Genomic DNA, 13,061 nt, shown 5'->3' with positions numbered 1-13,061 from the left:
ACTACGAGGGGGGTCTGAGGCCACTCAATACTTCCCTGGCCTTCGCCACGGCGCCATCGGAGGTCCCGACGGTGGTCCCGGCCGGCGCCCGGCCGGCGCCCACCGCGAGATCCGGTTCGAGGCCCCGGCCGTCCACGCTCCGCCCGTCCGGCAGGCTGTAGTGGCCCACGGTCAGCTCGGCGACCGAGCCGTTCGGCAGCTCGCTGGGCATCTGCACCGAGCCCTTGCCGAAGGTCCGGGATCCCAGCACGACCGCCCGGCCGCGGTCCTGCAGCGCGCCCGCGAGCAGTTCCGCGGCGCTCATCGTGCCGCCGTCGACCACCGCGACCAGCGGGGTCCCGGTGTCGCCGCCCTCGGCGGCGTAGAGCGCCCGCTGCCAGCCGTGCACGTCGTACGTGGCGACCAGGCCCCCGTCGAGGAAGACGGAGGCGACAGCGACGGCCTCGGTGACCAGGCCGCCGGAATTGCCGCGCAGATCGAGGACCACTCCGCGGCTGCCGCCGTGCACCGCGTCCAGCACCGCGGTACGCACCTGGCCGCCGACGCCCTTGGTGAACGCCTCGATCTTGATGGAGGTGACGCCTTCGGCGAGCTTCCCGACGGTGACGGCCTCGGTGGCGAGAACCGCGCGACGCAGCGTGACGTCCCGGCTACGCCCGTCGTGGTCCAGGCCGAGCCGGACGAGGGACTGCGCGGTGTTGTCGCCCCGCAGCTCGGCCACGACATCGGTGACGGGCTTGCCGTCCGCGCGGTTGCCGTCGATCGACCGCAACCGGTCGCCGACCTGCACCAGCGCGCGCTGGGCCGGGCTGCCCGACTGCACCCGCGCCACTTCGATCCAGCCTTTGCCGGTGCGCCGCACCCACAGTCCGACGCCTACATACCGGCCGTCCAGGGCCTGTTGCAGCCCCGCGTACTCCTGTGCCGTGTAGAACGAGGACCAGCGGTCGCCACTGCGGCTGACCAGCTCTTCCGCGGCTTCCGGGCCGACCTTTCCATCGTCGATCGCCTTGGCGATCTCGTCGGTGTCGGCGACGGTGTCCGCCGGGATCCGGGTCTGCGCGCGCGGCGCGGACCGGGCCGGATTCGCCCAGGTGCCGGCGGCCGCTCCGGTGGCCAGCACAACTCCGAGGCCCCCGACAAGCAACGACAGGGAGACCCCGCGGCGCGAGCCGCGCGGCGTCCCGAACATCGACCGGCCGGACATGGCGGGAAGTCTAGGCCAGAAACGGGCGCCATACGGAGAGTTGACCGCAGACCACCCGAAGCGGCGCTCGGACCTCGCTCAGACCTTGAGGTATTTACGCAGCGTGACGAGGGCGGCGAAGGCCGGCATCAGCATGCCGACCACGAGGACCAGTGGCAGCACCTTGATGACGTCGTTCCAGCCCAGGAAGTTCACCAGGGGGATCTTCTCCTGCAGCTTCAGCCCGGCGTCGATCAGGAAGTACCGGCCGGTGAGCAGCATGCCGCAGGCCAGCGTTCCGCCGACCAGCCCGGCGAAGGCCGCCTCCATGATGAACGGCATCTGGATATAGAAGCCGGACGCGCCCACCAGGCGCATGATCCCGGTCTCCCGGCGGCGGCTGAACGCCGACACCCGGACGGTGTTGACGATCAGCAGCATCGCGACGGTGAGCATGAACGCGAGGATCGCGTAGGCCACCTTCGTCATGCCGTTGAGCAGATCGAACAGGTTCTTCAGCAACTTGCGCTGGTCCTGCACCTCCTGCACGCCGGGACGGCCGGAGAAGGCGCTGGAGACGACCTGGAACTTCGTCGGGTCCTTGAGCTTGACCCGGTACGCCTCCTGGAGCTGGTCAGGAGTGAGGGACCCGGCGATCGGAGAGTCCTTGAACTGCTCCTGATAGTGCTTGTACGCCTCCTGGGCCGACTCGTAGATCACCGTGTCGACGACGGGGAGCTTCTCCAGGTCGGCCTTGATCGCCTTCTTCTGCTCGTCCGTGACCGCGCCCTTGGAACACGTCGGGTTGGTCTTCACGTCCGCTTTGTTGCAGAGGAAGATCGACACCTGGACCTTGTCGTACCAGTAGCCCTTCATCTGGTTGACCTGCTGATTGGCCAGCCAGGAGCCGCCGGCGAGGGCGAGCGAGAGGGCGACGGAGATGATCACGGCGAAGGTCATGGTGAGATTGCGCCGGAGACCGACGCCGATCTCCGACAGGACGAACTGGGCGCGCATGATGTCCTTTCAGGGGGCTGGTGGCTACGACTGCGGAACAGAACTCAGCTCGGTACGCACCTCAGTGCGCAGCTCAGTGCTGGTAGCCGTAGACACCGCGCGACTGGTCGCGCACCAGTCGCCCCTTCTCGAGCTCAATGACGCGCTTGCGCATCTGGTCGACGATGTTCTGGTCGTGGGTGGCCATGACCACGGTGGTACCGGTGCGGTTGATGCGGTCCAGGAGACGCATGATGCCGACCGAGGTCTGCGGGTCGAGGTTTCCGGTCGGCTCGTCCGCGATCAGCAGCATCGGGCGGTTGACGAATGCGCGCGCGATGGCCACACGCTGCTGCTCACCACCCGACAGCTCACCCGGCATGCGGTCCTCCTTGCCGGCCAGGCCGACCAGGTCCAGGACCTCGGGAACCGTCTTCCGGATCGTCCCGCGCGGCTTGCCGATCACTTCCAGCGCGAACGCCACGTTCTCCGCGACGGTCTTGTTCGGAAGCAGCCGGAAGTCCTGGAAGACCGTGCCCAGCTGGCGCCGCATGTGCGGCACCTTCCAGTTGGAGAGTCTCGCCAGGTCCTTGCCCAGGACGTGCACCAAACCGGTGTCGGTGCGCTCCTCACGGAGGATCAACCGAAGGAAGGTCGACTTACCCGACCCCGACGAGCCGACGAGGAAGACGAACTCGCCCTTCTCGATCTCCAGCGAGACATCCCGAAGTGCAGGACGGTTCTGCTTGGGGTAGGTCTTGGTGACGCTGTCGAATCGGATCACGTTCGCACCAGTGAGGTAGCCGGATATTGGGGGCGGACAACCGCGGGGGCGGCTCTCCTGGTGTGGGCGACCATACGCGAACGGGGTACGACCGCGCAGTCGCCGTCGTGGGTTCGTGTGTTTGCGCACAGGGCACAGGGGGACAAAGCAGGCATCGAGCCATGCACGTCACCGACGTGGAATCGTGCGGGGCGCGCCGATTCGCCCCGAAGCTGGCACAGTGGAGGAACGGAACGACACACCGGTGCGTTCACTGGACGGAGGAGGAGATCGCATGACATGCGACCGACTGGTGTGCGCCAATTGCGCCGGCCCCGTCAGCGAGGGCCGCTGCGCGGTATGCCGCGCCAACCGCGCCCGCCTCCAGCAGGAGAACCCCTGGGCCGCCCTGACGCCCGCGACTCTCATCGCCCTCCTCGTCGCCCTCCTCGCGGTGGTCCTGGTGGTTGAACACGCCACGTAGGCGCGGCGATAGCTGCTTACTTATTACTGAGGGCCCTGGAGCGCACGCTCCGGGGCCCTTCCCTTTGACCGTTCACCATCACGAACGGTAGCCATGCGGACACGACACGCGAGGGTGCGAGATTCCTGAGGCATTCGGGCCCGGTTCGAACGGGCCGATGACCGTCGTCATCGACCAGACGTCCGTGCCCGCGGCCGACCGCTCAGCTCTCGCCTCACAGGCGCAGAAGGCGCTCACGGATGTGCCGGGGGCTGCCGCCATCACCCCGCTGAAAACCGACCCAGGACGGCGATGTACTGGTCGGCACCGCCTATTCACAGCAGGCGCCACAGAACGAGGCCACCACGGATCTGGCCAACCGGCTGACGGACGACATCCTGCCGCAGGCCGTCAAGGGCAGTGCCGCGCACGCCTACGTGACGGGAACGACGGCAGCCCAGGTCGACTTCCTGGACATCGTCTCCAGCCGTCTGACCCTGATCATCGCCGTGGTGGTCGTGCTCGCCTTCCTCATCATCCTGATCGTCTTCCGCGGGCTGCTGGTGGCGGTCAAGGCGGCGGTCCTGAACGTCCTGTCCATCGCGGCCTCGTACGGCGTCGTGGTGGCCGTCTTCCAGTGGGGCTGGGGCGGTCCGGCGCTGGGCGTGGCGGGCAAGGTCCCCATCGAGAGTTACGTGCCGATGCGTAGAAATCGGTGCGACTGCCTTCTTCGCGTAGGCCGGCCGCGACCAGCCAGTGCGGCACCTCTGCTGCGGGGCCGTCGGGCCATACCGCGCCGCGCCACCGCTGCACCTTGACCTTGAACAGGATCTGGTCGTCCACGGCCGCGATGCGCTCGTGCGGTGTGGTGGGGTCGGCGAACTGCACGCCGGATTTGGCCAGCAGCGGGTGGTCGATCTCGTCCAGCGGCCGGTCAACCGGACCCGCAGCGAGTTGGAGGTCTTCACGCAGGCAGCGCAGGGTCGGTCGAACACGTTCCGTGGGCGGTCGGTCAGTCCTTCTCGTTGACGCCGCCGACAGCGTCGAGCTGCTCGCGACTCAGTCCGGCCAGGAGCGCAACCCGGGACGCCCGGGAGCCGTCGAGCTGGTGCATCAGGTCCTGCATGCGCCGGCGCATGTCCTCGCGCCGGGCGTCGAGGTAGAACTGCACCGCTTCGGCCACCAGGTCCTTCTTTGTGATGCCCAGGAAGTTCGCACCGGATGAGATCAGCTCGTCTATAGCCGGGTCGACCTTGAGCGGTGCCTGCCGACGCGTCGTACTGGCTGCGGTCATGTTAGTCCTCCTCCTTCAGCTTCCCAATAACGGTACCTCCGGTACCTCACTGCGGCAAAGCCTTGCCCCTCGCGCCCGTACAACCACACCGAGAGGTGGAAGTGGCGGTGCCGGCACTGGCCAGATCGGCCAGGTTGCCCTCGTCGCGGGCATGGGACTCATCGCCCCTTGCGGCAGAACGAGCGCATGCGCAATCGGCACGGCGCCATTCGGCGGACTGCGGCTACACCGCCGTGGCGAGCGCGAACCACACCCCTTTCCCCTCCCCGGCCACCGGCCCCAGCGGCGCGCCCTTGACCGTCCCCCAGTCGTCCGCCAGCGCCGCGACAAGTAACAGGCCGCGCCCGCCCTCCTCCTCACACCCCTCCGGGACGACGACCGGCGGATCCGGCGTGCCGTCGTAGACCGTGATCCGGATGTACGACCCCTCGACGGCGAGCCACAGCAGCGAACCGACTCCCTTGGCGTGCTGATAGGCATTGGTGACCAGCTCGGATGCGCAGACCTCGGCGGCGTCGATGATGCGGTGCAGGCCGAGCGAACGCAGGACGGATGCGACGAAGTCGCGGGCGATGCAGGGGGAAGTGATCAGCGGCGGGCAGAACAGCGTGTACGAGTGCGGCAGCGCGCGGCCGTCGGGCGGCCACGTGGGGGTCTGCAGGTTCATGGACGACTCGTCTTCCGTGGGGGGAGTGAGGGACGAACACCGTTGCCCGGCGGTGGCATTGCCCCTCGCGAGCGAGGGGTGCGCTTCCGATGCGCGGGCAGGGCAAGGCAGTTGGAGCGGTGGGTGACCACCACCCCTCTCCTGTGAGGTACGCCACAGACACTAGAGTAAAGAGGTGATACGTATCAACTGTTTCCGCAAATCCGCACGGACCGCCGTGGACCATCACGAGCCGAAGCGGCACACTCTGTAGCGACACGAGGGAAGGACCGCATGCCGCCGAGGATCAACCCCACAGCACGTCAGGTGCGACTCGGCACGGAGCTGCGCAAGCTGCGCGATGCCGCCGGCATCACCGCACGCGAAACCGCCGCGCGTCTCGGCGCCAGCCACACTCAGGTCAGCCACATCGAGTCGGGCCGCTTCGGAATCAGCGAGGAACGGCTCCGCTCACTGGCCGCCTTCTACGTATGCGATGACGCCCACCTCGTCGATGCCCTCGTCGCCATGGCGAACGAACGAGGCAAAGGCTGGTGGGAGGAGTACCGGGGAACCCTCGTCCCGCAGGCGCTTGACCTCGCGGCGCTGGAGCACCACTCCACCTACCTGCGCACACTCCAAGTGCTGCACATCCCCGGCATCCTCCAGACCGAGGACCGAGTGCGCGCCGCCTTCGCCTACGTCAACCCGGACTTGCCCGCGAACGAGCTCGAGGCCGAAGTCACTCATCGCATGCGGCGGCGTGAGGTGATCGAGCGTGAGGGGGCTCCGGCATTTGAAGCCGTCATCCACGAGGCCGCGTTGCGCATCAAGGTGGGCGGTGTGAAATCGTCCCGAGCCCAGCTCGACCACATCCTGAGCCTGTCCGAACGGGACAACGTAACCGTACGCGTCATCCCCTTCGACGTGGACGACTTCGCGGGCGCAGGATTCTCCATGCTCTACGCCGGCGGTGCCGTCTCCCAACTCGACACGGTCCAGCTGGACACGGCGCACGGCAGCATCTTCCTCGACGCGGAGGCCCAACTGAGGAAGTACCGCGCCCTCTTCGACCGGATCGAAGCCTCGTCGCTCACCGCCGACGGGTCACGCGATTTCATCCACCGCATCGCGCAGGACATGTGAAAGGCAGAGCAGTGCCGTCATCGATCACCTGGCAGAAATCCTCATTCTCCGGAGGAGCCCAGGGAAACGACTGCGTCGAAATCGGCATATCCCCCACCGGACTCCACCTCCGCGAGAGCGACAGCCCGGACGTCGTCCTCACGACCACCTCGGCCGCCCTGGGAGCCTTCCTCCGCAGCATCAAGGCGAACGCGCTGGCCCACCACGACGTCGGGTGAAGGACATCGCGGGGTACGCGCCTAGGGAAGCATCCCGGAGCGGACCCGATGGGCGAAGCGGACGGCTTTGGCGCCGATCAGACCGGTCAGCACGTCGTCAACGGAGAGTTTGGGACGGCCACCCCGTCCCGTCGCCTCTGCCTGCTCGGTCATGACCCGTTCCAGTACCTCCGGGGCGCCGTCGTACAGGCCACACAGGAAGTCGTCCGGATGCAGCGCTTCGACGGCGTAGTCGTCCAGAGCCGAAGCCGGAAAATCGCGGAGATTGGCGGTGACGATGATCTCCGCATCGGCGACAATCGCGACGGCGAGGACGTGCCGATCCTTGGGGTGTTGGTCAGTCCCGCGATCAAGTGTTCGTAGCCGACGGTCTCGGCTTCCGGGAAATAACGCCGCATCGCCGCGATGCGCCGATCCGCCGCCGCCGAGTGCACGGAGTCCGGGAGATTGCGCCGGACCTCCTCAAGGAGGTCAGCGCTCCATACAGGTCGGAACAGCTCCTGCTCGGCGCAGCGTAAGAGGGTGTCGGCGAGCACACTCGGGATCAGCACGCACGCATCCAGAACCACTGTGATCACTGGCGTAAACCCTCACTCACCGCGACGGCCACGACGAATGTCCTCGTCGTAGACCCCCATGACGACCGCGTCCGCCGTCAACTCGTCGAGCCCCTGGCGTCGTTCACGACTGCGGCGTTCCTTGTACGCGAGCACATCGTGCAACGCCACCCGCCGGCCCGCGTTCGGACGACTGAACGGGATGAGCCCGTCCTCGAGCAGCTTGACCATGGTCGGGCGGGACACACCAATCAGTTCAGCCGCTTCCCCCGTGGTCAGCTCGGTCGCCCTCGGTACCACGGAGACGGCTCGCCCCCGCGCCAGCATGGGCACGACCTCGGCCAGAAGCCGCGACACGGAATCCGGCAGCTCCACCGCATCACCGTCATCCACCACCAGCCGCAACGTGTGGCGTGAGGACAAGCGCGCGGCAAGGAGACGCAGCCGCTCGGAATCGCCCTCCGGCTCTATCACCGGCATGAGACTCATCGCCCTGCTCCTCCCAGACACGCGCCGCGATCACCTCCATCATCTTCCGAGGCGAAAAAAACGCAAGCCGATACTGCTGTCCGACGACGCCTCCGAGGCCGAGACCCGGCACGCTCTGCTCACGGCCGGGCGGGTCGCCGTCATCGAGCGCGTCATGATCGGCGGATACGCCGCCTTGGCCGCCCCCGAGAACGACGAGGACCGCGACAGCCGCCGTGCCATGCGTGCCCGTGCCGCCCGCCTGGGGGACTGATCCTCCATGGGTTCCGAGCTCATCCCGGTACGCGGTCGGATCTACATGGCCGACATCGGCGCAGGCCGCAAGCCCTGGCTGGTGGTGTCCAACAACGCCCGCAACCGCGCCCTGTCGGACTGCCTGGCCGTGCGCCTGACCAACAGCGTCAAGCCCGACCTGCCCAGCATCATCCAACTCGGCCCCGCCGACCCACTCGTCGGCCGCGCCCTCTGCGACGACGTCGCCCTGCTCTACCGCAGCGACCTGGAAGAAGACCGGGGCGCCCTGTCCCCCGCGACGATGGTGAAGGTCGCCGCCGGTCTGCGCGCCGCCCTCGCCCTGTAGAGACGTCACCTCAGGACCCCGACTCGGATCACCCACCGCCCGCCTGGGGGGTTGGGGAAATCTTGGGCCGGGGTCGTCCGATGCGGGGCCGGTCGTGATCAGGGCCGACGCTCGCCTTGCGGCAGGCACACACCTTGCCTGCCCGCCGCTCTGCCCCGTGGCCCGGAGCGCGGCCGGCGCGGGTCCCACGCCGGGCAGGCGGCTCAAGATGCCCTCGAATACCTACTGGATCGGGCCAACTCGCCGACGGGACCCGCCGTTCTTCCGCCGACGACAACGGCAGCCGAACATGGTCCGGGGATACTTCCACGGCCCGCACGTCCGCTACACGATCGAATCGCGAAACATTAGCGTTTCGGATCAATAACTATCCTGGCCTGTGACCAGAACTCAGTCCACCAGCGCCTTTGGTGGCATACCCAAACTCTCAGGACCATCCCGACTGCGGCCGTTTCAATTCGATGGATGAGCCGCCAGGGCAGGTGGGGTCAACGATGGTGTTCATAAAGGTCTCGAAGGCCCATTGGTCCGTGCTGTCGGGAGCGGCTCCCTCACCGGTCACTACACCGCGGAGCAACCAACCAGGGCCGTCGCAACCGAGAAACCGGACCGCCATGACGCCGCGCGAACCATCCGACTTCGTCACGGGCTGATTCGACCTGATCTCGACTCCGGCTGGTCCGGCCCACTCCTTTGCCTCACCGCGACCAGCAATCAACTTGGCGAGCAGCTCCCCGCGGATCCTGTTCCAGGGGCGTCCTTCGGCCGCGCGGAATGCCTGCAGCTGAAGCGCCGTACGGCCGGAAACGATGCCGACTGCCTCGACCTCGTCGCCACGCCTGCCGTACACCGGTCGGAGCTTCAGCCCCTGGCTGGAGGGAATCCGGAGACCGCCGAGGTCAATGTGGTCACCGGCGGCACGGTCGGCCTCGCTCGCATCCCATGGGCCCGCATCCCTGCCACGTTGCGCCAGACGGTATCGGTCTTCCGCCTGGACGACCCCTCGGATGCCTCTTCCGCGAATGCCAGGAAGACATCGACCTCAGCCGCGGGGAGGCTTCGTTCCTCCAGAACCGCGCGCCGTCAATCCAGAAAACACCATGCCTACAAGGGCGTTGACGTCAAGCATGCCTCATGGTGGCAGGCAGGAACTCAACGTCACCACCGACTACGGAACAGAGCCAAGAAAAAGACACTCCCGTCCCCCGACGGCTCCTGAGCCACCGCACGCGAGAGGGGCCCGGAGCGCGCCGCCTGCGGGCGCCGGGGCCCCCTCGCGTGAATTGTTACCGCAGGTCAGGCCGCAGTACGGCGGTTGACCATGGTCGGCATCATGCGGAAGCCGATGCCACCGGCGATCATCGTCGCGGCACCGACCAGCAGGAAGGTGGTCTCGCCGGAACCGGTCTTGGCCAGCTCCTGGTTGGTGTTGCCCTGCGCCACCGGCTTGGTGTTCTGGTTGTCGGTGCCGGTGTTGTTGCAGTTGACGCTGTCACCGGTCAGGGTGCAGGTGTTGCCGCCACCGGTCGAACCGTTGGTGGATCCCCCGGTGGTGCCGGTCGAACCACCGGTGGTTCCACCCGTGGTGGTGGTGCCGGTGGTCCCGGTCGAACCGGTGGTTCCGGTGGTCCCGGTGGTGCCCGTCGAACCCGTGGTCCCGGTCGAACCGGTCGTGCCGGTCGAACCGGTGGTGCCCGTCGAACCGGTCGTGCCGGTCGAACCGGTGGTGCCCGTCGAACCAGTCGTGCCGGTCGAACCGGTCGTGCCCGTCGAACCAGTCGTCCCCGTCGAACCAGTCGTGCCGGTCGAACCGGTCGTGCCCGTCGAACCAGTCGTGCCGGTCGAACCGGTCGTGCCCGTCGAACCAGTCGTCCCGGTCGAACCGGTCGTGCCCGTCGAACCAGTGGTCCCGGTCGAACCGGTGGTGCCCGTCGAACCAGTCGTGCCGGTCGAACCGGTGGTGCCCGTCGAACCGGTCGTGCTCGTGGAACCGGTCGTGCTCGTGGAACCGGTCGTGCCCTGGGTGACAGCCGCAGTAGTGGCACCGGTGGAACCGGTGATGGTGCCGCCGTCGGTGTCACCCGCGGCCTGTGTGGTGACCTCGACATGCGCGGTACCTGAGACGGCCTGGGCCGCGCCCACGGCCGTCAGGGACGCGCCGGTGGCGATGACGGCGGCGGCGGCTATACGAGCCATGCGCAGCCGAGTGTTCTTCTTGCTCATCTGGTAACTACCCCCAGTAGCGGATCGCGTAAATGGAGCAGCTATGGACAGGGCGGCGACTCACGCCCCGGTCATACGCATGCCGCGCAACACCTTTCCCATAATTCACGGCAGCGTCAAGGCCATTCCACACGGAATGCCGGAATTAGCGCTATTTGCCGGGCAGTTGTGTATGTGGCTGTGACATAAAAGAAGCAACTGCCACCCAAAGGACGGCAGTTGCCGACAGGAACGAGCGGGTCGGGCGTCAGCCCTGAGAGGCCTTCTGCTGGCCCTTGCGCCAGCGGATGCCCGCCTCGATGAAGCCGTCGATGTCACCGTCGAGGGCGCCCTGCGGGTTGCCGACCTCGTAGTCGGTGCGCAGGTCCTTGACCATCTGGTACGGGTGAAGGACGTACGAGCGCATCTGGCTGCCCCAGGAGTTGCCGCCGTCGCTCTTGCCGAGGGAGTCCATCAGGGCCTGCTCCTCCTGGCGGCGCCGCTCAAGGAGCTTGGCCTGGAGGACGTTCATGGCGCTGGCCTTGTTCTGGATCTGCGAGCGCTCGTTCTGGCAGGAGACCACGATGCCGGTGGGGATGTGGGTCAGCCGCACCGCGGAGTCGGTGGTGTTGACGCCCTGGCCGCCGGGGCCGGAGGCGCGGTAGACGTCGACGCGCAGCTCGGACTCGTCGATCTCGAGGTGGTCGGTCTTCTCGACGACGGGAAGTACCTCGACGCCGGCGAAGGAGGTCTGGCGGCGGCCCTGGTTGTCGAAGGGCGAGATGCGCACCAGGCGGTGGGTGCCCTGCTCGACGGAGAGGGTGCCGTACGCGTACGGGGCCTTCACGGCGAAGGTGGTCGACTTGATGCCGGCCTCTTCGGCGTAGGAGGTCTCGTAGACCTCCGTCTGGTAGCCGTGGCGCTCGGCCCAGCGCAGATACATGCGCTGGAGCTGCTCGGCGAAGTCGGCGGCGTCCACGCCACCGGCTTCCGCACGGATGTTGACGAGGGCCTCACGGGAGTCGTACTCACCGGAGAGGAGGGTGCGGATCTCCAGTTCGTCGAGCGCCTTGCGGACCGAGACCAGCTCTTCCTCGGCCTCGGCGAGGGCATCGGCGTCGCCCTCGTCCTCGGCGAGCTCGAACATCAACGACAGGTCGTCGATCCGGCCGCGGAGCTGCTCGGCCTTGCGCAGCTCGGCCTGGAGGTGCGAGAGCTTGCTCGTGATCTTCTGCGCCGCGTCCGGGTCGTCCCAGAGGGAGGGGGCCGCGGCCTGCTCCTCGAGAACGACGATATCGGCCCGCATCGCGTCGAGGTCCAGGACGGCCTCGATCGACCCCATGGTCGAGGAGAGGGACTTCAGCTCTTCGGATACATCGACGACTGCCACGGGTCCAGACTACCGGCTGGTCGAACGGGACGTTCTCGCCCGGTGCCGGTGGGATCCCGGCGGGACCCCGGTGCGACCTCCGTGTGACCGGACCGGGGCGTCCCTCAGACCTGGGCGGTGGCGCGGCTGAGGGCGCCGTCGGGGGTGCGGACGTACAACTCGAGGACGCGGCCGGAGGACGTGACGGCGGCCGGGGTGGTGGCGGCAGCGGCGCCCGGGAGGGCCTCGACGGCCCAGTCCGCGCCCGTGGCCGCCGGGCCCGCGGCCTGCGTGAGGCCGCCTGAGGCGGCGGGCGCGAAGGCGTAGACACGGTCGCCCGAGGCCAGCGGCTCGGGGCGGCCGGTGGCGTCCAGACCGCGCAGAACGACCGGGGGCCGCCAGGCGCCGGCCGCGTACGGGAGTCGCAGCACCGCGCCGTCGGCCTTGCGGACGACGAACGCGTCGAGGGTGTCGGCTGCGCGGGAGACGAGCCCGGGGGCGGCCGTGATGCGGCCGGGGGTGGGGACGACGGACCAGGCGTTCCAGCGGGTGCCGACGAGCGACGCCGTGACCAGCTCGCCGCCGGACCGGCCGACGAGGTCGATCCGGCCGGGTGCCGAGGACGCGGCGGCCGGGGCGGCGTCGAACCGGGTGCGCTCGTCGACCTGGTACCACTGGTTCCAGATCCCGTTGATCATGGTCCGCCGGTAGAGCAGGCCGTCCGTACCGAGGCCGAACAGGTCGAGGCGGCCGGGCGAGGCCGAGACGACCGCCGGGTCGTCGGCGACTCCTATGCCGGTGAGGCGGGTCCAGGCGCTGTAGCCGCCCGAGGCGCCGGCACTCCGGGTGAGATACCACACGTCGTTGTCCTCGCCCCGGGCGAACACATAGGTGGTCTTTCCCACGGTGATGGCGCGCGGGCCGCCGACCAGCTTCACGCGTGCGGCGGGCACATCGGTGAACGCCGACCAGTGCGGCAGCTCGACCGGGTCGCCGACGGAGCCCTGTGGTGAGGCGGCCCCCGCGGTGGGTGGGGTGGGCTTGGACGGGGGGCTGGCGGGCGGGGCGGTGGTGGGGTGGTCGTTGTCCGCGGGGGTCTGCTGACCGGAGTCGCCGCCCAGCGAGGCGATGCCCCAGCCGCCCGTCCAAGCC

Annotated in this window: 17 protein-coding genes and 1 pseudogene; 7 read left to right on the top strand and 11 right to left on the bottom strand. The window is 68.2% G+C overall.

Annotation, left to right across the window (positions count from 1 at the left end; genetic code table 11):
* Position 1: 1 nt before the first annotated feature.
* From QMK24_RS23270 to ftsE, 3 genes are all read right to left on the bottom strand, one after another.
* Entirely contained in the window at positions 2-1,207 is a 1,206-nt protein-coding gene (locus tag QMK24_RS23270; RefSeq protein ID WP_283468577.1) for a S41 family peptidase, read from the bottom strand.
* 78 nt (positions 1,208-1,285) lie between these two features.
* On the bottom strand, positions 1,286-2,203 hold the full coding sequence (gene ftsX / locus QMK24_RS23265; protein WP_283468575.1) for a permease-like cell division protein FtsX: 918 nt from the start codon (positions 2,201-2,203) through the stop codon (positions 1,286-1,288).
* Between the two features lie 73 nt (positions 2,204-2,276).
* Positions 2,277-2,966: a cell division ATP-binding protein FtsE gene (gene ftsE, locus QMK24_RS23260; protein WP_283468574.1), complete on the bottom strand. Its 690-nt coding sequence runs from the start codon at positions 2,964-2,966 to the stop codon at positions 2,277-2,279.
* A 274-nt stretch (positions 2,967-3,240) separates the two neighbouring features.
* Here ftsE and QMK24_RS23255 point away from each other — a divergent pair, with 274 nt between their 5' ends.
* Positions 3,241-3,429, top strand: a complete 189-nt coding sequence (locus tag QMK24_RS23255) for a hypothetical protein (protein ID WP_283468573.1) — start codon at positions 3,241-3,243, stop codon at positions 3,427-3,429.
* A 127-nt stretch (positions 3,430-3,556) separates the two neighbouring features.
* Positions 3,557-4,112, top strand: a pseudogene (locus tag QMK24_RS23250) (MMPL family transporter); the annotation flags it as partial.
* 308 nt (positions 4,113-4,420) lie between these two features.
* Here the strand turns inward: QMK24_RS23250 and QMK24_RS23245 are convergent.
* Both QMK24_RS23245 and QMK24_RS23240 read right to left on the bottom strand, forming a co-directional pair.
* Complete coding sequence (locus tag QMK24_RS23245; protein WP_283468570.1) at positions 4,421-4,702, bottom strand: hypothetical protein; 282 nt, start codon at positions 4,700-4,702, stop codon at positions 4,421-4,423.
* Positions 4,703-4,925: 223 nt separating this feature from the next.
* Positions 4,926-5,369 (bottom strand): ATP-binding protein, encoded by a 444-nt coding sequence (locus tag QMK24_RS23240; protein ID WP_283468567.1) that lies wholly within the window; start codon positions 5,367-5,369, stop codon positions 4,926-4,928.
* 273 nt (positions 5,370-5,642) lie between these two features.
* Between QMK24_RS23240 and QMK24_RS23235 the strand changes: the two genes are divergently transcribed.
* Both QMK24_RS23235 and QMK24_RS23230 read left to right on the top strand, forming a co-directional pair.
* A complete protein-coding gene (locus tag QMK24_RS23235; RefSeq protein WP_283468565.1) occupies positions 5,643-6,494 on the top strand; it encodes a helix-turn-helix domain-containing protein in 852 nt (283 codons plus the stop codon).
* Between the two features lie 11 nt (positions 6,495-6,505).
* Entirely contained in the window at positions 6,506-6,712 is a 207-nt protein-coding gene (locus QMK24_RS23230; protein ID WP_283468563.1) for a DUF397 domain-containing protein, read from the top strand.
* 21 nt (positions 6,713-6,733) lie between these two features.
* Here the strand turns inward: QMK24_RS23230 and QMK24_RS41895 are convergent, their stop codons facing one another.
* On the bottom strand, positions 6,734-6,865 hold the full coding sequence (locus tag QMK24_RS41895; protein WP_502962640.1) for a hypothetical protein: 132 nt from the start codon (positions 6,863-6,865) through the stop codon (positions 6,734-6,736).
* A 57-nt stretch (positions 6,866-6,922) separates the two neighbouring features.
* On the opposite strand from QMK24_RS41895, the gene QMK24_RS41890 reads away from it, so the two are divergent.
* Entirely contained in the window at positions 6,923-7,075 is a 153-nt protein-coding gene (locus QMK24_RS41890; protein WP_502962639.1) for a hypothetical protein, read from the top strand.
* A gap of 227 nt (positions 7,076-7,302) precedes the next feature.
* Here the strand turns inward: QMK24_RS41890 and QMK24_RS23220 are convergent, their stop codons facing one another.
* On the bottom strand, positions 7,303-7,758 hold the full coding sequence (locus tag QMK24_RS23220; RefSeq protein ID WP_283468558.1) for a helix-turn-helix domain-containing protein: 456 nt from the start codon (positions 7,756-7,758) through the stop codon (positions 7,303-7,305).
* Between QMK24_RS23220 and QMK24_RS23215 the strand changes: the two genes are divergently transcribed.
* On the top strand, positions 7,748-8,011 hold the full coding sequence (locus QMK24_RS23215) for a hypothetical protein (protein WP_283468557.1): 264 nt from the start codon (positions 7,748-7,750) through the stop codon (positions 8,009-8,011). The genes QMK24_RS23220 and QMK24_RS23215 overlap by 11 nt on opposite strands.
* A 6-nt stretch (positions 8,012-8,017) precedes the next feature.
* Positions 8,018-8,338, top strand: a complete 321-nt coding sequence (locus QMK24_RS23210) for a type II toxin-antitoxin system PemK/MazF family toxin (protein WP_283468555.1) — start codon at positions 8,018-8,020, stop codon at positions 8,336-8,338.
* Between the two features lie 427 nt (positions 8,339-8,765).
* On the opposite strand, the gene QMK24_RS23205 is transcribed toward QMK24_RS23210, so the two are convergent.
* The 4 genes from QMK24_RS23205 to QMK24_RS23190 all read right to left on the bottom strand — a co-directional run.
* On the bottom strand, positions 8,766-9,311 hold the full coding sequence (locus QMK24_RS23205; protein WP_283468641.1) for a DUF3710 domain-containing protein: 546 nt from the start codon (positions 9,309-9,311) through the stop codon (positions 8,766-8,768).
* A gap of 323 nt (positions 9,312-9,634) precedes the next feature.
* Positions 9,635-10,561, bottom strand: a complete 927-nt coding sequence (locus QMK24_RS23200; RefSeq protein WP_283468552.1) for a hypothetical protein — start codon at positions 10,559-10,561, stop codon at positions 9,635-9,637.
* A gap of 247 nt (positions 10,562-10,808) precedes the next feature.
* A complete protein-coding gene (gene prfB, locus QMK24_RS23195) occupies positions 10,809-11,930 on the bottom strand; it encodes a peptide chain release factor 2 (RefSeq protein ID WP_283468549.1) in 1,122 nt (373 codons plus the stop codon).
* 104 nt (positions 11,931-12,034) lie between these two features.
* A partial coding sequence (locus tag QMK24_RS23190) for a DUF8189 domain-containing protein (protein WP_502989160.1) occupies positions 12,035-13,061 on the bottom strand: 1,027 nt, incomplete at its 5' end.

Source organism: Streptomyces sp. PH10-H1 (genome assembly GCF_030063355.1).
In the GTDB taxonomy this organism is placed as follows: Bacteria; Actinomycetota; Actinomycetes; order Streptomycetales; family Streptomycetaceae; genus Actinacidiphila.
Note: the sequence above shows the minus strand (reverse complement) of the source record. Positions and strands in the feature narration are given on the sequence as shown.

Bases quoted from the DNA above. Each gene is read 5' to 3' on its own strand.
- QMK24_RS23270 (WP_283468577.1), bottom strand. From the start codon at position 1,207: ATGTCCGGCCGGTCGATGTTCGGGACGCCGCGCGGCTCGCGCCGCGGG.
- ftsX (WP_283468575.1), bottom strand. From the start codon at position 2,203: ATGCGCGCCCAGTTCGTCCTGTCGGAGATCGGCGTCGGTCTCCGGCGC.
- QMK24_RS23255 (WP_283468573.1), top strand. From the start codon at position 3,241: ATGACATGCGACCGACTGGTGTGCGCCAATTGCGCCGGCCCCGTCAGC.
- QMK24_RS23245 (WP_283468570.1), bottom strand. From the start codon at position 4,702: ATGACCGCAGCCAGTACGACGCGTCGGCAGGCACCGCTCAAGGTCGAC.
- QMK24_RS23240 (WP_283468567.1), bottom strand. From the start codon at position 5,369: ATGAACCTGCAGACCCCCACGTGGCCGCCCGACGGCCGCGCGCTGCCG.
- QMK24_RS23235 (WP_283468565.1), top strand. From the start codon at position 5,643: ATGCCGCCGAGGATCAACCCCACAGCACGTCAGGTGCGACTCGGCACG.
- QMK24_RS41895 (WP_502962640.1), bottom strand. From the start codon at position 6,865: ATGACCGAGCAGGCAGAGGCGACGGGACGGGGTGGCCGTCCCAAACTC.
- QMK24_RS41890 (WP_502962639.1), top strand. From the start codon at position 6,923: ATGCAGCGCTTCGACGGCGTAGTCGTCCAGAGCCGAAGCCGGAAAATC.
- QMK24_RS23215 (WP_283468557.1), top strand. From the start codon at position 7,748: ATGAGACTCATCGCCCTGCTCCTCCCAGACACGCGCCGCGATCACCTC.
- QMK24_RS23220 (WP_283468558.1), bottom strand. From the start codon at position 7,758: ATGAGTCTCATGCCGGTGATAGAGCCGGAGGGCGATTCCGAGCGGCTG.
- QMK24_RS23210 (WP_283468555.1), top strand. From the start codon at position 8,018: ATGGGTTCCGAGCTCATCCCGGTACGCGGTCGGATCTACATGGCCGAC.
- QMK24_RS23200 (WP_283468552.1), bottom strand. From the start codon at position 10,561: ATGAGCAAGAAGAACACTCGGCTGCGCATGGCTCGTATAGCCGCCGCC.